General features: G+C 69.4%; 16 protein-coding genes and 1 other RNA gene. 1 reads left to right on the top strand and 16 read right to left on the bottom strand.

From position 1 onward, the window contains the following. Positions 1 to 181: 181 nt before the first annotated feature. Positions 182 to 973, bottom strand: a complete 792-nt coding sequence (locus ABE488_RS10775) for a M23 family metallopeptidase (protein ID WP_346448335.1) — start codon at positions 971 to 973, stop codon at positions 182 to 184. Here ABE488_RS10775 and ABE488_RS10770 point away from each other — a divergent pair. Beyond that, the gene (locus tag ABE488_RS10770; RefSeq protein WP_346448319.1) at positions 972 to 1,556 is read left to right on the top strand and encodes a DciA family protein; all 585 of its coding nucleotides are present in this window, start codon (positions 972 to 974) and stop codon (positions 1,554 to 1,556) included. The genes ABE488_RS10775 and ABE488_RS10770 overlap by 2 nt on opposite strands. 278 nt (positions 1,557 to 1,834) lie before the next feature. On the opposite strand, the gene lpxC is transcribed toward ABE488_RS10770, so the two are convergent. The 15 genes from lpxC to rnpB form a co-directional block, all read right to left on the bottom strand. Beyond that, complete coding sequence (lpxC, locus tag ABE488_RS10765; protein WP_346448318.1) at positions 1,835 to 2,743, bottom strand: UDP-3-O-acyl-N-acetylglucosamine deacetylase; 909 nt, start codon at positions 2,741 to 2,743, stop codon at positions 1,835 to 1,837. 368 nt (positions 2,744 to 3,111) lie between these two features. Then, positions 3,112 to 4,398: a cell division protein FtsZ gene (gene ftsZ / locus ABE488_RS10760; protein WP_346445230.1), complete on the bottom strand. Its 1,287-nt coding sequence runs from the start codon at positions 4,396 to 4,398 to the stop codon at positions 3,112 to 3,114. A gap of 215 nt (positions 4,399 to 4,613) precedes the next feature. Next, a complete protein-coding gene (ftsA, locus tag ABE488_RS10755) occupies positions 4,614 to 5,849 on the bottom strand; it encodes a cell division protein FtsA (RefSeq protein ID WP_183427894.1) in 1,236 nt (411 codons plus the stop codon). Beyond that, positions 5,846 to 6,682 carry a cell division protein FtsQ/DivIB gene (locus ABE488_RS10750; RefSeq protein WP_346448316.1) on the bottom strand — a complete coding sequence of 279 codons (837 nt, stop codon included), beginning with the start codon at positions 6,680 to 6,682 and terminating at the stop codon, positions 5,846 to 5,848. Before ABE488_RS10750 ends, ftsA begins: the two co-directional genes overlap by 4 nt. Further along, complete coding sequence (locus ABE488_RS10745; protein WP_346445232.1) at positions 6,679 to 7,653, bottom strand: D-alanine--D-alanine ligase; 975 nt, start codon at positions 7,651 to 7,653, stop codon at positions 6,679 to 6,681. The genes ABE488_RS10750 and ABE488_RS10745 overlap by 4 nt, the downstream gene beginning before the upstream one ends. Further along, a complete protein-coding gene (murC, locus tag ABE488_RS10740; protein WP_346445233.1) occupies positions 7,650 to 9,098 on the bottom strand; it encodes a UDP-N-acetylmuramate--L-alanine ligase in 1,449 nt (482 codons plus the stop codon). The genes ABE488_RS10745 and murC overlap by 4 nt, the downstream gene beginning before the upstream one ends. After that, a complete protein-coding gene (ftsW, locus tag ABE488_RS10735; RefSeq protein WP_346445234.1) occupies positions 9,095 to 10,441 on the bottom strand; it encodes a putative lipid II flippase FtsW in 1,347 nt (448 codons plus the stop codon). Before ftsW ends, murC begins: the two co-directional genes overlap by 4 nt. Beyond that, complete coding sequence (gene mraY, locus ABE488_RS10730; protein ID WP_337244080.1) at positions 10,441 to 11,526, bottom strand: phospho-N-acetylmuramoyl-pentapeptide-transferase; 1,086 nt, start codon at positions 11,524 to 11,526, stop codon at positions 10,441 to 10,443. Before mraY ends, ftsW begins: the two co-directional genes overlap by 1 nt. Next, a complete protein-coding gene (gene murF / locus ABE488_RS10725) occupies positions 11,516 to 12,943 on the bottom strand; it encodes a UDP-N-acetylmuramoyl-tripeptide--D-alanyl-D-alanine ligase (RefSeq protein ID WP_346445235.1) in 1,428 nt (475 codons plus the stop codon). Before murF ends, mraY begins: the two co-directional genes overlap by 11 nt. Further along, a complete protein-coding gene (locus ABE488_RS10720) occupies positions 12,940 to 14,430 on the bottom strand; it encodes a UDP-N-acetylmuramoyl-L-alanyl-D-glutamate--2,6-diaminopimelate ligase (RefSeq protein ID WP_346448314.1) in 1,491 nt (496 codons plus the stop codon). The genes murF and ABE488_RS10720 overlap by 4 nt, the downstream gene beginning before the upstream one ends. Further along, complete coding sequence (locus ABE488_RS10715) at positions 14,427 to 16,256, bottom strand: penicillin-binding protein 2 (RefSeq protein ID WP_346445237.1); 1,830 nt, start codon at positions 16,254 to 16,256, stop codon at positions 14,427 to 14,429. The genes ABE488_RS10720 and ABE488_RS10715 overlap by 4 nt, the downstream gene beginning before the upstream one ends. Continuing rightward, complete coding sequence (ftsL, locus tag ABE488_RS10710) at positions 16,253 to 16,516, bottom strand: cell division protein FtsL (RefSeq protein WP_346448333.1); 264 nt, start codon at positions 16,514 to 16,516, stop codon at positions 16,253 to 16,255. Before ftsL ends, ABE488_RS10715 begins: the two co-directional genes overlap by 4 nt. Before the next feature lie 2 nt (positions 16,517 to 16,518). Further along, complete coding sequence (rsmH, locus tag ABE488_RS10705; protein WP_346448331.1) at positions 16,519 to 17,505, bottom strand: 16S rRNA (cytosine(1402)-N(4))-methyltransferase RsmH; 987 nt, start codon at positions 17,503 to 17,505, stop codon at positions 16,519 to 16,521. Then, a complete protein-coding gene (locus ABE488_RS10700; RefSeq protein WP_346445238.1) occupies positions 17,493 to 17,942 on the bottom strand; it encodes a division/cell wall cluster transcriptional repressor MraZ in 450 nt (149 codons plus the stop codon). The genes rsmH and ABE488_RS10700 overlap by 13 nt, the downstream gene beginning before the upstream one ends. Positions 17,943 to 18,808: 866 nt before the next feature. After that, positions 18,809 to 19,187: RNase P RNA component class A (rnpB, locus tag ABE488_RS10695), an RNA gene on the bottom strand. Between the last annotated feature and the right edge of the window lie 15 nt (positions 19,188 to 19,202).

The following is a 19,202-nucleotide window of genomic DNA, read 5'->3' as shown; positions in this document are numbered from 1 at the left end:
CTCCACCCGCAAGCGGGGGAGGTGTGGCGCCATGCGCACCTGCGAGCATCGGCGCAGCTGTGCCGCGCATTCGCCCTCCCCGCGTGCGGGGGCGAGTTGCGCAACCAGAGCTACCGGCACGGCCATCTGACCGCCCCCCCCGCATGCGGGGGAGGGTTGGGCGGGGGGGCGCCCCAATCGGTTACTGCCGGCTCACGCCCATGGCACCAAGGAACTTGCGCGGGTTCTGCACCTGCCCGTTCTCCCAGACCTCGAAGTGCACGTGGGCGCCGGTGGAACGGCCGGTCGACCCGGCCTTGGCAATCTCGTCACCGATGCGGACCAGATCGCCGACTTTCACCACGTTGCGCGAGTTGTGCGCATACCGGGTGACGTAGCCGTTGCCGTGGTCGACCTCGACGACGTTGCCGTAGCCACGGCGCACGCCCGAATAGCTGACCACGCCGTCGGCGACCGTCATCACCGGATCCCCGGTGCGCGCGTCGAAATCGATGCCCTTGTGGAACTGACCGCCGCGACCGAACGGATCGGCGCGGTACCCATAGGACGAGGTCACGAAGCTGCGATGCACCGGCGAGCGCGACGGCAGCGCGTCGCGCTGAAGCTTGCGGTCGAGCAGCAGCGCCTCGAGTACCGAGAGCTGCTGGCCGGAGTGGGTCAGGTCGCCCTCCAGCGCATCCAGGCCGCCGAGCAGCTTGCCGGCCGGCATGTCCTGGGCCGGCTCGGGACCGCCGACACCGAGGGTCCGGTCGAAGTCGAACTCGCCGTCCTCCATGCCCGCACCGCGGGCGAGCCGGTCGCCGAGCGCGTTGAGGCGGTTGGCCTGGGCCTGCAGCTCGCCGAGCCGGGCGGCGAGCGCGTTGACTTCGCGCTGCGCCTCGCGACGGGTCTCGTCCAGGCTGCGCTCGTGGGCAGCGGCCACACCGTGGAGGCGGGCGATCTCGGCCGAATTCATGGCCCCGGCAGCGCACATGCCGGCCGCGGCAATCACGATCGCCATCGAGACCGGCCGGCGACGGGCCAGGATGCGGGCCCTGCGGGCCACCTGTGCGGCGATGCCGCGCATATCATTCAACAAGGTTTTGACGGTCATGGTGCCAATGTCTGATTTCCGGTCCAGATCCAAGCCATCCCGCATCGGAGCCCCGACCGCCGCGCTGGACGCGGCCCTGGATGGCACGTCGGCCGATCCGATCCGCCGGGCCATGTGGCTCGACGCACTGGATCGCCGCCTCGTTCCCCTGCTGCCTCCGGCACTGGCGCCGCATGCGCGGCTGGCCAATGTCGATCGCCGCAGGCTGGTATTCCTCGTCGATTCACCCATCTGGCACGCCAGGCTGCGCCTGTCGGCCGATACGCTGCTCGACGCTGCCCGCTCCATCGGACTGGATGTCGACGACATCGTCGTCAGGACGTCAACCCAGCCCCTGCGACCAGCACCGCCAGAGGCCCGCGGTGCGCTGGCCAACCCGCCGTCGGCGGTCGCACGCGACACGCTCCGCTCGGTACTGGCCTCGCTCCGGCCGCCGGAAGGCGGCAAGGACGAAGGGGTGTGATCTGGATGGGTGCCGCCTGCCCCTTCATCGGCATCAAGGCCAAGTGAAGGAGAGGGGCATGCTACCGGGCATCGCCCCACGGGGCGTTAACACGAAGCTAACTTTTCAGAAAGCAAAAGTTAAATAATTGTTGTCGAAGGCGCCCGGGCTGAACCCAAGCGATCGCATTCCTGCGGTACGCCTGCAGCAGACGCGCCGGGGGTCGATTCGCAGATGGGCCGCCCCCCGGTCGACAAGCGCGGGGAGGCAGAGAGGCGGGCGCGGCGCGGCCGAGCGATTCAGGCAGCGACCGGGGCGCCATAGACGACGGGGGCCGCATCGTCCTCGGCAAAGCTGACGATGTCCCAGGCCGAACGGGTCTCGAGCAATGCGCGCACGAGCTTGTTGTTCAGCGCGTGTCCGGACTTGTAGCCCTTGAACAGGCCCAGGATCGGATGGCCGGCCAGGTACAGGTCGCCGACCGCGTCGAGGATCTTGTGGCGCACGAACTCATTGGCGTAGCGCAGGCCGTCGTCGTTGAGCACGCGGAACTCGTCGAGCACGATGGCGTTGTCCATCGAGCCACCGAGCCCCAGGTTGCGCTCGCGCATGTACTCCAGGTCGCGCATGAACCCGAAGGTGCGCGCACGGCTGACCTCGCGGATGTAGGCCTCGGTCGAGAACTCGACTTCGGCACGCGACTGCGCCAGCGGGATGGCCGGATGATCGAAGGCGATGGTGAAATCGAGATGGAAGCCGTCGTAGGGCTCGAACCGCGCGATCTTGTCGCCCTCGCGCACTTCGATCGGCGCCAGGATCCGAATGAAGCGCTTGGGCGCGGCCTGCTCGACCACGCCCGCGGACTGCAGCAGGAACACGAACGGGCCAGACGAGCCGTCCATGATCGGCACCTCGGCCGCCGACAGCTCGACATACAGATTGTCCACGCCGAGTCCGGCGAGTGCGGACATCAGGTGTTCGACCGTCTGCACGTTGGCGGTCCCCAGGCTCAGCCCGGTACACAGCGTGGTCTCGGTGACGAGTCCGCCCTCTGCGGGGATGTCGACCACCGGGTCGAGATCGACGCGCCGGAAGACGATGCCGGTATCCGGAGCGGCCGGACGCATGGTCAGGAACACTTTCTCGCCGCTGTGCAGGCCGACGCCCGTTGCGCGGATGACGTTCTTGATGGTGCGTTGGCGGGGCATCGGGAATCCGGGGGAGAGAAGCGCCGACCGCGGACGCGGGAGGCAACCGGGCGAGATTATCACGGGGACCGCTGAACCTGAACGAAGCGATCCGAGGCGATCGAGGCCCTGCGGGACCGGGGGCAGGACTGCGCGCCGAGGCGATGCGCCGGCCGGATGGCCGAACGACAAACCGGCCCGCCGGGCGTACCCGGCGGACCAAAACGGCGATCTGCGGACAACAGCGCGCCAATGCTTGCGAGGACAACACCCTGCGCGCCGCCGCACCGGACAAGTGCGATGCGGGCACAGGCACCGGCGTCAGTCCGCCCGACGCCGACAGGCCGGTGCGGCCTGTACAGCGCCAGTCGACGACGCCATCGACAGGCTCAGTCGGCCTGCCGACGCAGGAACGCCGGGATGTCCAGGTAGCTGCTGTCGCTGCCGAAGTCGGCGACCTTCGGCGCATCGCCCGCATCGCTGCGCGCCGCGCCCTGCCCGGCCGGACGCGAGGCGGTCGACGCCGCCGCACCGCCATTGCCGCGCAGCGAGGCTGCGATGCTGTGACCCGGGCTGTACGGGGCCACGGCATCGCCGTCGTCGATCAGCAAACCGGTGGTGCCATCGCGGACGCCGCGCTGGTTGTTGCTGATCAGCTGCACCTGCGGCTTGCCGCGGCCGGCGCTGTCGTTGTGCCCGGTGCCGCGCGCCGGCGCCCGGTTGAGGCCGGTGGCGACCACGGTCACGCGGACTTCGTCCTGCATATCCGGGTCGAGGACGGTGCCGATGACGATCGTCGCGTCTTCGCTGGCGAAGTTCTCGACGGTGCGGCCGACCTCGTCGAACTCGGCCATCGTGAAGTCGGCGCCGGCAGTGATGTTGACCAGGATGCCGTTGGCGCCGGCCAGGTTGACGTCGTCGAGCAGCGGGTTCTGGATCGCGGCTTCGGCGGCGGCCTGCGCGCGGTCGTCGCCGCGGGCCAGGCCCGTGCCCATCATCGCCAGGCCCATTTCGGCCATGACGGTGCGCACGTCGGCGAAGTCGACGTTGATCAGGCCCGGACGCACGATCAGGTCGGCGATGCCCTGCACCGCGCCCAGCAGCACGTCGTTGGCGGCCCGGAAGGCCTGGATCATCGTGGCGTTGCGGCCGAGCACGGTGATCAGCTTCTCATTGGGAATGGTGATCAGCGAGTCGCAGTGCGCCGACATCTCCTCGATGCCCTTGAGCGCGACCTGCATGCGCCGGCGTCCCTCGAACGGGAACGGCTTGGTGACCACGGCCACCGTCAGGATGCCCATTTCCTTGGCGAGCTGGGCCACGACCGGCGCCGCACCGGTGCCGGTGCCGCCGCCCATGCCGGCAGTGATGAACACCATGTCGGCGCCCTGCAGCGCATCCATGATGATCTCGCGGTCCTCGAGCGCGGCCTGGCGGCCGACCTCGGGGTTGGCGCCTGCGCCCAGGCCCTTGGTGACGCTGCTGCCCAACTGCAGCTGCAGCTTGGCACCGCAGTTCTTGATTGCCTGCGCGTCGGTGTTGGCGGTGATGAACTCCACGCCATCGACGCTGTTGTTGACCATGTGCGCGACCGCGTTGCCGCCGCCGCCGCCCACGCCGATGACCTTGATCACCGCGTTTGGAGCCATCTTCTCGACCAGTTCGAAATGTGCCATGTCCGTTGTCCTCGGTTTGGAGCCGTGATTGGTGGAAGGGGATGCGTGATTCGAAAACGCCGAACCCGTACCTCTCACCGCCATCCGGCATTTATGTTGTTGTCGAATGCGCTCGTTGCCGTTACCGCTGTCTTCGTCGCCGCCCTGCCCTTGCCCTTGTTGTTGCTGTTTGTTTCAACCGTCCATTCCTCATCACGCAGCACGAGGCGGGTTCATCAGAACTCGCCGTTGAACCACGTCTTGAGTTTCTTCAGCAGCCCGCCCGCGCGGCCGGCGGAGATCACCGGGCGTCGGGGGTGCTCGATCTGGCTGCCCATCAGCAGCAGGCCCACGCCGCTGGCGTGGACCGGATTGCCCACGACCTCGCCCAGGCCGGTGACGTGCTGGGGAATGCCCACGCGCACCGGCATCTGCAGCATTTCCTCGGCCAGTTCGACGACGCCTTCCATCTTCGCCGCGCCGCCTGTGAGCACCATGCCGGCGCGCACATGCTGCTCGAAGCCCGAGCGGCGCAGTTCGGCCTGCACCATCTCGAAGATTTCCTCGTAGCGCGCCTGTACCGCCTGCGCCAGCGATTGGCGCGGCAGCCGCCGTGGCGGCCGGTCGCCGACGCTGGGCACCTGGATCGATTCTTCGCTGGTCGCCAACTGCGCAAGTGCGCAGGCGTAGCGGACCTTGATCTGCTCGGCTTCCGGGGTCGGCGTGCGCAGCATGTGCGCGATGTCCTCGGTGACCTTGTCGCCGGCGATCGGCAGCGATGCGGTGTGGCAGATCGCGCCCTGCACGAACACCGCCAGATCGGTCGTGCCCGCGCCCATGTCCACCAGCACCACGCCGAGCTCGCGCTCATCAGAGGTCAACACCGCGGTGCTGGAGGCCAGCGACGACAGGATCAAGTCGTCGATCTGCAGGCCGCAGCGCTGCACGCACTTGCTGATGTTGGCCGCGGCCGACTGCGCGCACACCACCAGGTGCGCATGCACCTCCAGGCGCACGCCGGTCATGCCGACCGGGTTGCGGATGCCTTCCTGCGAGTCGTCGAGCACGTACTCGCGCGGGATCGCATGCAGGATCTTCTGGTCGGCCGGGATCGCGACCGCCTTGGCCGCGTCGAGCACGCGGTCGAGGTCCGACCAGGTCACTTCGTTGTCGCGGATCGGCACGATGCCCGGCGAGTTGCGGCACTGCACGTGGTTGCCGGAGATCGAGGCGTAGACCGAACGGATCTCGCAGCCGGCCATCAGCTCGGCTTCTTCGACCGCACGCTGGATCGACTGCACCGTCGACTCGATGTCCACGACCACGCCGCGCTTGAGTCCGCGCGATTCGTGACTGCCGATCCCGATCACCTCGATCGGGTTGCCGGGCGAGTACTCGCCGACCAGCGCCACCACTTTGGAGGTGCCGATGTCCAGTCCGACGATGAGTGTCTTGTCGCCTTTGCGGTTCATGAGAGGCCGTGATTCGTGAGTCGTGAGTCGTGATGAACGGGCATGCCCGCCATGTGGATCGCCCGTGCGGGCAGCCCGCCGGATGCGGATGCCGACGCGGTGCCCGCGGCCTTGGTGTCGGCGCTCGGCGTCCCCCAGACCAGGGCGAAGCCGTTGGTGTAACGCAGGTCGGCGCGCGCCAGCGGCTCGGCGCGGTTGGCGACCAACCGCGGCAACATCCGGGCGAAACGCGCCAGGCGCGGGACCGCTTCCTGGCTGCCGACCAGCACTTCGGTGCCGCTCGACAGGTGGATCAGCCAGCTGCCGCGCGCGTCGAGCACGACACCTTCGATCTGCTGGCCCGACGGCCGGAACAGCTCGCGCGCTTCGTTGTAGAGCGCGACGACCTCGTTGGCGCGCGCATCAGGACCGTCGAAGCGGGGCATTGCGTCCGGCACCTCGACCCCCTCGGCCGAGAACAGCCGGCCGCGGGTCGACAGCAGCCGATCCTCGCCCCAGCGCGCGAATGGGACATGCTCGCCGATGCGCACTTCCAGTACATCGGGCCAGTGCTTGCGCACCTCGACACCCGCGACCCAGGGCAGGCGCGCGACATCACGCCGCGCCTGCGTCAGATCGATCGCGAAGAAGCCGCGCTGCGCGTGCGGCAGCACCGTTTCGCGCACACGGGCGACATCGACCTGCTCGAGGCCGTCGTTGATCCGCAGCACACGCAACGGCCAGCGCTCGGCGCCGATCCAGCCCTGCATCACGGCGACGACCGGCAGCGCCACCAGCGCCAGCGCCAGCAGCCAGGCCAGGATTCGCGTCGTGGTGGCGAGCGCCTGGTTCATCGCGCGGCCGCCTCCGGCATCAGCGTCGACTCGAGCACGCACCAGCACAGCGCGGCATAGTCCATGCCCAACTGCGCGGCCGCCTTGGGTACCAGCGAATGGCTGGTCATGCCGGGCGCGGTGTTGACCTCCAGCAGAGACAGCGCACCGGTGGCGCGATCGCGCATCACGTCGACGCGGCCCCAGCCGCTGCAGCCGGCGGCGACGAACGCCTCGACCGCCAGCGCACCGATCCGCGCCTCGTCGTCGCCCTCCTGGCCCGGGCACAGGTACCGGGTGTCGTCGGAGACGTACTTGGCCTCGTAGTCGTACCACGCGCCCTTGGGCACGATGCGGATCGACGGCAGCGCGCGCGGGCCCTGCCCGGCATCGAGAATGCCGACCGTGAGCTCGTCGCCCTCGATCATCTGCTCCATCAGCAGCTCGCCCGGATAGCGCGCGGCCAGGGCGACCGCCGCGTCGAGGTCGGCATCGGCGAAGACCCGGCTGACGCCGACGCTCGAGCCTTCCTTCGACGGCTTGACGATGACCGGCAGTCCGAGCTCGCGGGCCGCGGCGTGCACATCCTCACCGGCCGCGATGCGGCGATAGCGCGGCGTCGGCAGCCCCAGGCTCAGCCACACCTGCTTGGTGCGGATCTTGTCCATCGTCAGCGCCGAGCCAAGCACGCGCGAGCCGGTGTAGGGCACGCCAAACGCATCCAGCAGCCCCTGTACCACGCCGTTCTCGCCATCGCCGCCATGCAGGATGTTGAAGACGCGGTCGTAGCGGCCGGCGACGATCGCCTGCGCAAGCGCGGGCACGCCATCGACCGCGTGCGCGTCGACACCGCGCGAGCGCAACGCATCGAGCACGCCCTGCCCGGACTGCAGCGAGACCTCGCGCTCCGAGCCAGGGCCGCCGAGCAGCACGGCGACACGGCCGAACGCGGCCGGGTCGGTGACACGCGGCGCGGGCAGGATCGCGCTCATGCGGGCACCGCCGCAAAGCCGTCCTGGACCAACCGCTGGACGGTCGCACCGATGTCGCCGGCGCCCATCATCAGCAACAGGTCGCCATCGCGCAGCACGTCGGGCAGCACGTCGATCAGGTCCTCGGCCGCATTGACGACGACCGGCTCGATGCGGCCGCGCGCGCGGATCGCGCGCGCCAGCGTCTTGGCATCGGCGCCGGCGATCGGCGCTTCGCCGGCCGGATAGACCTCGGTCAGCACCAGCGCGTCGACGTCCGACAGCACGCCGGCAAAATCGTCGAACAGCGCGCGGGTGCGGCTGTAGCGGTGCGGCTGGAACGCGACCACCAACCTGCGTTCGCCCCAGCCGCCGCGTGCGGCGGCGAACACCGCGGCCAACTCGCGCGGATGATGGCCGTAGTCATCGACCAGTTGGACGCGTGCGCCGGTCGGCGTGACCAGTTCACCGAGCAGGTTGAAGCGGCGGCCGATGCCCTCGAAGCGACCCAGCGCGGCGACGATCGCCTCGGGCGCGACGCCGAGCTGCCAGCCCACCGCCGCGGCGGCCAGCGCGTTGAGCACGTTGTGACGGCCCGGAAGCGCCAGCCGCGCCTCGACGCGCACGTTCTCCGGCAGGCACAGCGTGAACTGCATCGCCGCGCCGTCCTGGCGGATGTTCTCGGCACGCACGTCCGCTTCGTCCGACAGGCCGTAGGTCATCATGTGCCGCGGCACGCTCTGCGCGAGCCTGGCGACTTCGGGATCGTCGATGCACAGCACCGACAGCCCGTAGAACGGCAGCCGATGCAGGAACTCGGTGAAAGCATCCTGGACGCGGGCGAAATCGCCGCCGTAGTTCTCCAGGTGGTCGGCGTCGATGTTGGTGACGATCGCGACCAGCGGGTTGAGCCGCAGGAAACTGCCATCGCTCTCGTCGGCCTCGGCGACCAGCCAGTCGCCGCTGCCCAGCCGGGCGTTGGCGCCGGCGGCGAGCAACTGCCCGCCGACCACGAAGGTCGGATCCAGGCCGCCCTCGGCGAGCACGCTGGCGGTCAGCGACGTCGTCGTGGTCTTGCCGTGGGTGCCGGCGACCGCGATGCCACGACGGAAGCGCATCAACTCGGCGAGCATTTCGGCGCGCGGCACGATCGGGATGCGCTGGGCGCGCGCCTCCATCAGCTCCGGGTTGTCGGCACGGATGGCGCTGGACACCACGATGCAATCGGTGCCCAGCACGTTGGCCGCCGCATGCCCCCGATGCACGGTCGCGCCCAGGCGGGCCAGCCGGCGGGTCGCCGCGCTGTCGGCGGTGTCCGAGCCGGAGACCTTGTAACCGAGCGTCACCAGCACCTCGGCGATGCCGCTCATGCCGGTGCCGCCGATGCCGACGAAATGGACGCGCGAGAAGACCTTGGCGAAGTCCTCCTTCGACAGACCGCGGGTCTGGTGCAGGCGACGGATCATGCGGGGCTCCTGCCGCCGAAGCTCGGTTCGACGCGCTGCTGCAGGCGGCTGGTGCCGCGCGTGGCGGTCGCTGGCGACACGGGCAGCGGCGGTTGATTGGTGGGGGGCATCGGATCGGCCGGAGCGGGTGCCGGCGCGGCGGCATCGCCGCGCAGCCGAGCGACCTGGCGCTGGGCGCGGTCGAGTTCGTAGGACACGCGCAGCAACAGGCCGAACGCCACGCAGGTCATCATCACGCTCGAGCCGCCCGAGGACACCAGCGGCAGCGTCAGGCCCTTGGTCGGCAGCAGCCCCAGGTTCACGCCGATCGAGACCAGGCTCTGCAAGCCGATCATCAACGCGACGCCGAACGCGCAGTAGCCGGCGAAGTGGCGACGCATCTCTACGCATTTCAGGCCCAGCCACAGCGCGCGTCCGACCAGCGCGACGAACAGGCCGACGACCAGGCACACGCCCACAAAGCCCAGCTCCTCGGCCAGCACCGAGAAGATGAAGTCGGTATGCGCCTCGGGCAGGTACGAAAGCTTCTGCACCGACGCCCCCAGGCCGACCCCGGAGAACTCCCCACGACCGACCGCCATCAGCGCGTTGCTGAGCTGGTAGCCCGCGCCCAACTGGTCTTCCCAGGGGTTCATGAACGAGGTGATGCGGCGCAGCCGGTAGGGCTCCATGATCGCGACCGCGACCACCGCCGGCAGCAGCAGCAGCACCGGCAGCATCATGCGCTTGAGATGGCCGCCGCCGAGCACCAGCATGCCGGCGGTCACGCCCAGCAGCAGCATCGACGAGCCGAAGTCGGGCTGCAGCAGCAGCAGGCTGACCAGCACCACGGCCACGCCGATCGGCTTGAGCATCGCGGCCCAGGTGGCATTGACCTCATCGCGGAAACGCACCAGGTAGCTGGCCAGCCAGACGATGTAGATGACCTTGACCGCCTCGACGACCTGGAAGTTGGAGATGCCCAGGTTGATCCAGCGGTGCGCACCGTTGACCGAACGCCCCAGGCCCGGCACGAATACCAGCAGCAGCAGCCCCGCGCACATCAGCAGCACGAAGCGGTCGTACTTCTCGATGGTCTTGAGCTCGGTGCGCATCACCGCGAACGCCAGACCCAGCCCTAGGCCAATGAACATGAAATGGCGGCTGAGGAAGTAGTAGCGCCCCACGCCCATGTCCTCGCCGACGGCGATCGAGCTCGACGCGACCATGATCACGCCCAGCGTCGCGATCGCGACCATGATCCCGACCAGCCACGGGTCGAACCGCCCGTGGATCTCGTCGAGCCGGGTCGCCTGACGGGCGCTGAAGGCCTCGTGGAGCGCGGTGTCGTGGACGCGGGCCATCAGCGCACCTTCAACGTGGCGAGACCGACGAGGACCAGGATCACCGAGATGATCCAGAAGCGGACGATCACCCGCGGCTCGGGCCAGCCCTTGAGCTCGAAGTGGTGATGGATCGGCGCCATGCGGAACACGCGCTTGCCGGTCAGCTTGAAGCTGGCCACCTGGATCATCACCGACAGCGTCTCGATGACGAAGATGCCGCCCATGATCACCAGCACCAGTTCCTGGCGCACGATCACCGCCATCGTGCCGAGCACCGCGCCGAGCGCGAGCGCGCCGATGTCGCCCATGAACACCATCGCCGGATAGGTGTTGAACCACAGAAAGCCCAGCCCCGCCCCGGCGATCGCCGCGCAGATGATCACCAGTTCCCCGGCGCCCGGCACCTGCGGGATCTGCAGATAGCTGGAGAACACCGCGTTGCCCGAGGCGTAGGCGAACACGCCCATGCCGCAGGCGACCAGCACCGTGGGCATGATCGCCAGACCATCGAGGCCGTCGGTGAGATTGACTGCGTTGGAGAAGCCGACGATCCAGAAATAGGCGATCGCCACGAAGCTGATGCCGGCCAGCGGCAGCGCGATCGACTTGAACAGCGGCAGGTAGAACGTGGTCGCCGCCGGCACGTCGGCGTACAGGTACAGGTACAGGCCGGCAGCCAGGCCGAACACCGACTGCAGCAGATACTTCCAGCGGGATTTCAGGCCGTTGGGATCGCGGTGCACGATCTTGATCCAGTCGTCGTACCAGCCGATCGCGCCGAAGGCCACCATCACCGCCATCACCAGCCACACGTACTTGTTGCGCAGGTCGCCCCACAGCAACACGGCCGCCAACACGGTGATCAGGATCAGCGCGCCGCCCATCGTCGGCGTGCCGGCCTTGGAGAAGTGCGTCTGCGGTCCGTCCTGGCGGATCGGCTGGCCGCCCTTGTACTGCGCCAGCTTGCGGATCACCGCCGGGCCCAGCCACAACGACAGCGACAGCGACGTCAGTGCCGCCAGGATGCCGCGGAAGGTGAGGTATTCGAACAGACCGAAGAAGTCCTCGAACCCCTGCAGCCAGCGGGCGAGTTCAAGCAGCATCGTGGGTTCCTTGCGCGTCGAGCAGTGCGGCGACCGTCCGGTCCATCGCACTGCCCCGGGATCCCTTGACCAGGATCGTGAGGGCCGGTCGGTCGTCCGTGGAAGACCGCGTGTCGTGAGCCGCAGCGCTGGCATCCAGGTCGCGGACCAGGGCCTGCGCCAGTGCGGCGTGGGTGTCGAAATGCTGCGCGTCATCGCCGAAGGCATCCGCCGCGTGCGCGGCCAACGGCCCGAGTGCATAGAGCCCGGCGATACCGGCGGCCTTGGCGCGCAACCCGGCTTGGGCATGCATCGCGGCGCCGTCGGCGCCGAGTTCACGCATGTCGCCCAGCACCAACCAGCGCGTGCCCGGCGTGGTCGCCAGGGTCTCGATGGCGGCATGCAGCGAGCCGGGATTGGCGTTGTAGCTGTCGTCGATCAGGGCCGCACCGCCGGACAGGCGATGGCGAGCCAGCCGGCCGGACACTGCCTGCGCCGCTTGCAGCCCATCGACGACCGTCGCCAGCGGCACGCCGGCCGCCAGCGCGATCGAGGCTGCGGCCAGCGCATTGCGCACGTTGTGGCGGCCGGCCAGCGGCAGCGCGACCGGCGCCTCGCCGGCGGGCGTGATCAGCTGGAAGCGGGTGCAGGCCGCGTCGGGACGGATGGCGTGAGCGACGACGTCCGCCGTGGCTTCGATGCCGAAGCGCAGCAGGCGGCGACCATGGGCGCGCTGCGCGAAGTACGGCGCGAACGCATCGTCGGCATTGATCACCGCGGTGCCGTCGGCGGGCAGCGCGTCGTAGACCGCGGCCTTGGTGTCGGCGATGCCCAGCAGGCTGCCCATGCGCTCGAGATGCGCCGGGGCGACATTGTTGACCAGGGCGATCCGCGGGCGCGCGATCGCCGTGAGGTAGGCAATGTCGCCCGGCTGGCCGGCACCCATCTCGTAGACCGCGAACGCTGCGTCTTCGGGCGCATCGAGGATCGACAGCGGCAGGCCGATCTCGTTGTTGAGGTTGCCGGGGTTGAAGCAGGTCGCGGCATGCCGGCGCAGGATCTCGACCGTCAGCTGCTTGACGCTGGTCTTGCCGTTGCTGCCGGTGATCGCGACGATCTGGGCGACGCGCGTACGCTGGACCGCGGTGGCCAGCGCGCCGAGCGCGACCTGCGGGTCGGCGACGACGATCTGCGGCAGCGCCAGATCGAGCGGGCGGGCGACCAGCGCGGCGCGCACGCCCAACTCGGCGGCGCGCGCGACGTGCGCGTGGCCGTCGAAGTTGTCGCCGCGCAGCGCCACGAACAGCCGCGCGCGCGGGTCCGCGGCCTCGAGCCGGCGGGTGTCGGTGACGACCGCCTCGATCTCGACGCCGTCGTCGGCGCCGTGCAGGCGGCCGTTGACCAGCGCGGCGATGCGGGTGAGTGACAGCGGCGTCATTGTGCGCCCTCCGTCCCGCGCGCAGCCAGCGCGGCCTGCGCGACCTGTCGGTCGTCGAAGGGATGCTGCACGCCGTCGATCTCCTGGTAGGGCTCGTGGCCCTTGCCGGCGATCAGCACGATGTCGCCGGGCACGGCCTCGGCGATCGCCTGGGCGATCGCGCGGCCGCGATCGCGCTGCACGCGCACGGTATCGGCGCGTTCGAAGCCGGCGAGGATATCGGCGACGATGGCATCGCCATTCTCGCGGCGCGGATTGTCGTCGGTGACGATCACCCGGTCGGCATGGGCCTCGGCGATCGCCGCCATCTGCGCGCGCTTGCCGGTGTCGCGCTCGCCGCCGCAGCCGAACACGCAGGTCAGCCGGCCGCGCAGGTGGCCGCGCAGCGACTGCAGCGCCTGCTGCAGCGGATCGGGCTTGTGCGAGTAGTCGACGACCACCAGCGGCTGCGTGTCGCCGCCGCCAAAGCGGTTCATGCGGCCGGCGATGGGCTGCAATGCGCCGAGCGCGCGCACGATCTGCGCCGGCGCCTGGCCGAGCGCGGCGAGCACGCCGGCGACGGCCAGCAGGTTGTCGACATTGAAGCGACCCAGCAGCGACGAGCGCACCGTCAGCCGTTCGCCACCGATGCGCAGCGAGAACGCGATGCCGTCGGCATCGAGCGCAACGTCCGAGGCGGCGATGTCGGCATCGGCCGCGCCGGCGGCGCTGACGCGGATCGCGCGCACGGCAGTATCGAGCCGCGCCGGCAGCGTGGCGCCGAACGGATCGTCGACATTGATCACCGCGGCCTTGAGGCCGGGGCGCACGAACAGCTTCGCCTTGGCCTCGCCGTAGCCGGCCATGTCGCCGTGGTAGTCGAGGTGGTCGCGGGTGAGATTGGTGAACACCGCGACATCGAAGTGCACCGCATCGATACGACCCTGGTCGAGCGCGTGCGAACTGACTTCCATTGCCACCGCCTGCGCGCCGTCGTCGCGCAACTGCGCCAGCAGCGCATGGGTCTGCAGCACCAGCGGCGTGGTGAAGCCGGTCGGGGCGACGGCACCGTGCAGGCCGGCGCCGAGCGTGCCGATCGTGCCGGCGCGCGTGCCCGATGCCTCCAGCGCCTGCGCCAGCAACTGCACCGTGGACGTCTTGCCGCTGGTGCCGGTGACGCCGACCATGGTCATCGCCTGCGACGGCTGGCCGTGGAAGGTATCGGCCATCGTGCCCATGCGATCGCGCAGGCCGGCCACGGCGATCGCATCGGCCGGCAGCGTCTCGATCTCGGCCGGGACCGGCGGCTCGAACAGCACGGCGCTGGCGCCCGCGGCCTGGGCCTGGGCAGCGAAATGCAGACCATGCGTGCCGAAACCGCCGATCGCGACGAAGGCATCGCCCGGCCGCAGCGCACGGCTGTCCTGCACCAGGCCGGTGATCACGGTGTCGGCCGGCACTGCGGCAACATCGGGCAGCAGCTCGGACAACGGCATCGCGCGGCTCATTGCGGCGTCCCCGTCGTCGCCGCGTGCGCGGCCGTCGGCCTGCGACCCTGTTCGCGCGCGAGCTTGGCTTCGTTGGCGGCCTGCGCGGCCAACCAGGTCTCGATGTCGTCGGGCGGCACGTCCATCAGCCGCAACGCGCCATCCATCACGCGCTTGAACACCGGCGCGGACACGTAGCCGCCACCGTAGGTCGAGCCGCCCTTGGAGGTGTCGGGATCGTCGATGACCACGACCATCGCGAAACGGGGATCGGCGACCGGCACCAGGCCGGCGAAGAATGCGAGATACCGCCGGGCGTAACCGCCACCGCTGGCCTTGCGCGCGGTGCCCGACTTGCCGGCGACGTGGTAGCCCAGGATCGCGGCGCGGGTGCCCGTGCCCCCGGGCTCGGTGACCGTCTGCATCATCCGCACCACTTCGTCGGCGACCTTCGCCGACAGCACCTGACGCGGCTCGCCGGCCCCGCCCTTGACGAAGGTCGGCGGCAGCGCGCGGCCATGGTTGCCCAGCGTGGCGTAGGCGTGCGCGATCTGCATCGGCGTCACCGACAGGCCATAGCCGTAGGACATGCCCTGCTTGGTGGTGCCGCTCCAGCGCGCGGGGTCCGGGAACAGGCCAGCGGCCTCGCCAGGGAAGCCGCTGCCGGTGCTGCGGCCGTAGCCGAAGCTGCGCACGAAATCATAGAAGTACTGGCTGTCGAGCTTGTGCACGACCATCGCCGAGCCCACGTTGGAGCTCTTGGTGATGATGCCGGTGGTGTCGAGCACGCCGTAGTTGCGGAAGTCGCTGGTCTTGAAGCGCCCGTTGGGAATCCAGCCCGGGCTGGTGTTGAAGGTGCTGGTCGGCGTGATGACGCCCTTCTCCAGCGCCGCGGCGATCGTGATCGGCTTCATCGTCGAGCCGGGCTCGAGCAGGTCGGTCACCGCGCGGTTGCGGTGCGCGTCGCGGTTTTCGCCGGTGACGCGGTTGTTGTTGTAGGTCGGCAGGTTGGCCATCGCCAACACCTCACCGGTCGCCACCTCGAGGATGACGATCGAACCGGCGCTGGCGCCGGTCTCCTCGATCGCGCGCCGCAGCTCGCGATGGGCCAGGAACTGGATGCGGCGGTCGATGCTCAGCACCAGGTCCTTGCCCGGCTCGGCGGCGCGGACCAGGTTCACGTGTTCGACGATGCGACCGTGCCGGTCGCGGATCACGTTCTGCGCGCCGGGGGTGCCGGTCAGCCAGTCGTCGAACGCCAGCTCGATGCCTTCCTGGCCGCGGTCGTCGATGTTGGTGAAGCCGAGCACGTGCGAGACCGCCTCGCCCTGCGGGTAGAAGCGGCGGTACTCGCGCTGCGAGAACACGCCCGGAATGCCCAGATCGAGGACGCGCTTGGCCGTCGACGGACTGATCCGGCGATGGCGCGGCACGTACATGAACTCCTTGTCGGCCCGCTGCGAGACCGCGCGCGACAACTCTTCGAGCGGCAGGCCGGTCGCCTCGGCCAGTTCCGGCAGGCGGTCGGGATGCTTGCTCAGTTCCTGGGGATTGATCCACAGCGATTCGACCGGCGAGGAAATCGCCAGCGGCTCGCCGTTGCGGTCGGTGATCATGCCGCGCGAAGCCGGAATCGGCATTTCGCGGCGGAAGCGCGCGTCGGCCTTCTGCTGGTAGAACGCGTTGTCGATCAGTTGCAGGTCGACCGCGCGACCGACCAGCGCCATCGCGCCCAGGCCCAGCGCACCGCCCACCAGCATCAGCCGCAGGCGCAGATCGAACTGCGCGCGCTTGCGCGGCTTCTTGGCGTGGCCGTCGCCGGCCTTGATGAACCTGCCGAGCTTCATGGCCGCATCACCACGATCTCGGCGGTTTCGGGGAAACGCATGCCCAGGCGCTCGCGTGCGACCTGGTCGACGCGGTTGCTCATCGCCCAGGTGGCCTGCTCGAGCTGCAGACGGCCGAAATCGACATTGAGTTCGTCGCGCGCACGCTCGAGCCGGGTCAGCTGGATGTACAGCTGGCGGTAGTCGTGGCGTGCGTGCACCACGCCGATCGCGGTGATCACGTTGGCAGCCAGCAGCAGGGCGACGACGAGGTGGCGCAGCTTCATGCAGCCTCCGCATCGGCGGCCGGCAGCTTCTCGGCCACGCGCAGCACGGCGCTGCGCGCGCGCGGGTTGTCGTGCAGCTCGGCGGCGTCGGCCTTGGTGGCGTCGGCGACGATGCGCAGCACCGGCACGAACGCCTGCGCTTCGGGCAGGCGGCGATTGCCGGCCGGCGCCTTGGCGTGACGCGCGATGAAGCGCTTGACGATGCGATCCTCGAGCGAATGGAAGCTGATCACCGCCAGTCGTCCGCCCGGTGCCAGCACCTGGAGCGCGGCATCGAGACCGGCCTCCAGATCGGCCAGCTCGCGGTTGACGTGGATCCGGATCGCCTGGAACGAGCGCGTCGCCGGATGGGTCTCGCGCTGGCCGCGCTGGGGCTTGGCGCGCGGCACGTTCGCGGCGATGACCGCCGCCAGGTCCGCGGTGCGCTCGAACGGGGCCTGCGCGCGGCGCGCGACGAGCGCCCGCGCGATGCGCCGGCTCATGCGCTCCTCGCCATAGGTCCACAGCACGTCGGCGATCTCCGCCTCGGCGGCATGCGCCAGCCACTGCGCAGCGCTTTCGCCCGTGTCGGGGTCCATGCGCATGTCCAGCGGGCCGTCTTTGCCGAAGCTGAAGCCGCGGTCGGCGACATCGAGCTGCGGCGACGACACGCCCAGGTCGAACAGCACGCCGTCGAGCGGCGCCTGCACCACGGCGTCCCAATCGGAGAGCGCAGCGAAGCTGCCGCGGCGGATGGCCACGCGCACGTCGGCGCCGAAGCGCGCCTGGGCCACTGCGATCGCGTCGGGATCCTTGTCCATCAGCAGCAGTCGACCTCCGGGGCCAAGGCGTTCGAGGACGCCGCCAGCGTGGCCGCCGCGTCCGAACGTGCCGTCCAGGTACCGCCCGTCTTCACGTACACACAGGCCCTCGAGGACTTGCGCGTACAACACCGGGAGGTGGCCGGACGTGGCATCCGCACCACCGCCCGTCACAACTGCAATCCGACCAGGTCGTCACCGTCCATGTCCGCGTCGCTGAGCGTCTGCCGGATCTGGGCTTGGTGCGCCTGCTCGCTCCAGAGTTCGAATTTGTCCCCCATGCCCACCAGCACCGCCTTGCGTTCGATGCCGACGGTCGTGCGCTGGCTGGCGGGGATGCCGATGCGGCCGTTGCCGTCGGGCTCGACGACCATCGCCGCACCGACCAGCTTGAGCTGGAGGGTGCGGTTGGTGGAGCGGGTGCGCGGCAACGCATTGATCTTGTCGCGGACGCCTTCCCAGACCTTGTACGGGTAGAGGTAGAGGCTGCCGGCGTCGAAGGGGTTGTAGGTCAGCACCAGACGGTTGTCGCACTCACGCGCGACGACATCCCGATAGGCGGTGGGAATCGCCAGTCGGCCCTTGTCGTCGATGGTGATGGCGGTTTCGCCCTGGAACACGTCCGTCCTACCTCGTGGCGCCCGTCTTCGGCGGGCTTGTGCGCCGGAAAACCACGAAATCCCAGGTTTCCCCACGTGTCGCCACCTTAGGAGTGCGTCTGCGGGTTGTCAACAGCTTTGTACGGCGCTTTTCGCCTGTCCCGTCAATGACTTGCGGCACTCTTCAGAGACTTGTTCAAGCTTTATCCACAACCGTCTGTTTCGTCTCAAATTTTGAGAATGCGTCACTTTTGGACCTGAACGTCACCGTCACGCGGCCTTTACGGAATCGTCATGTTGCGATGCAGCATACGCAGGCCGACCGCCGGGGTGCGACGGGTTGACGCGCAGAAATGTCGCGTTTGTCTCACCTAAGCGACGAGAGCCCCGCCCCCAACCCGCCCCCACCCGCGCGCTGCGCGCGCGACCTCCCCCGCGGTGCGGGGGAGGTGATCGGTACGCGGCGCTGCAGGGAGACCTCGCATGCAATGCGAACCCGCCATGCGCCCTCTCCCGCCTGCGGGGGAGGCCTGGGGTGGAGGCAGACGCCTGCGCCCTCCCCACCTGCGGAGGAGGACTGGGGCGGGGGCGGACGCCTGCGCCCTCCCCACCTGCGGAGGAGGACTGGGGTGGGGGCGGACGCCTGCGCCCTCCCCACCTGCGGAGGAGGACTGGGGCGGGGGCGGACGCCTGCGCCCTCCCCACCTGCGGAGGAGGACTGGGGCGGGGGCGGACGGTCGCAGGATCGGGCCTTTCTCTACTCACTGCGTTCCATCACGCCGCGACCTCGACGAGCGCGCCGCATCTCGATCAACGCAGCCCGTCCAGCCCGCAGCACGTGCCGACCTCCCCTGCGCTGCAGGGGAGATCAGCCGCTTTCGATCAGGTGGCGGAGCCGGCCTATAAGCCGGGTTCTGTCGTGGACAGTCATTCCTCTAGGCGCATCGTCACCGATACGCTCAAGCAACCTACCCGGACCCGACGCGGGCCGCGTCATGAGGTCCCTATTTGGTCTTGCTCCCGGTGGGGTTTGCCGTGCCGGCCTGTTACCAGGCTCGCGGTGCGCTCTTACCGCACCATTTCACCCTTGCCCGCACCAGGCCGTCCGGAGACGACCGGGCCGCTGGCGGTATCTTTCTGTTGCACTTTCCGTCGACTCGCGCCGCCCAGGCGTTACCTGGCACCGTGCCCTGTGGAGCCCGGACTTTCCTCGGCGCCGGTCTCCACCGAAGTGAAGGCCGACGACGCGACTGTCCGGCCGACTCCGCCGGCGCGCATTGT

It is taken from the genome of Luteimonas sp. TWI662, from assembly GCF_039673825.1.
GTDB lineage: Bacteria > Pseudomonadota > Gammaproteobacteria > Xanthomonadales > Xanthomonadaceae > Luteimonas.
The sequence above is the reverse complement of the archived record's forward strand: the minus strand, read 5'-3'. Positions and strand labels throughout refer to the sequence as shown.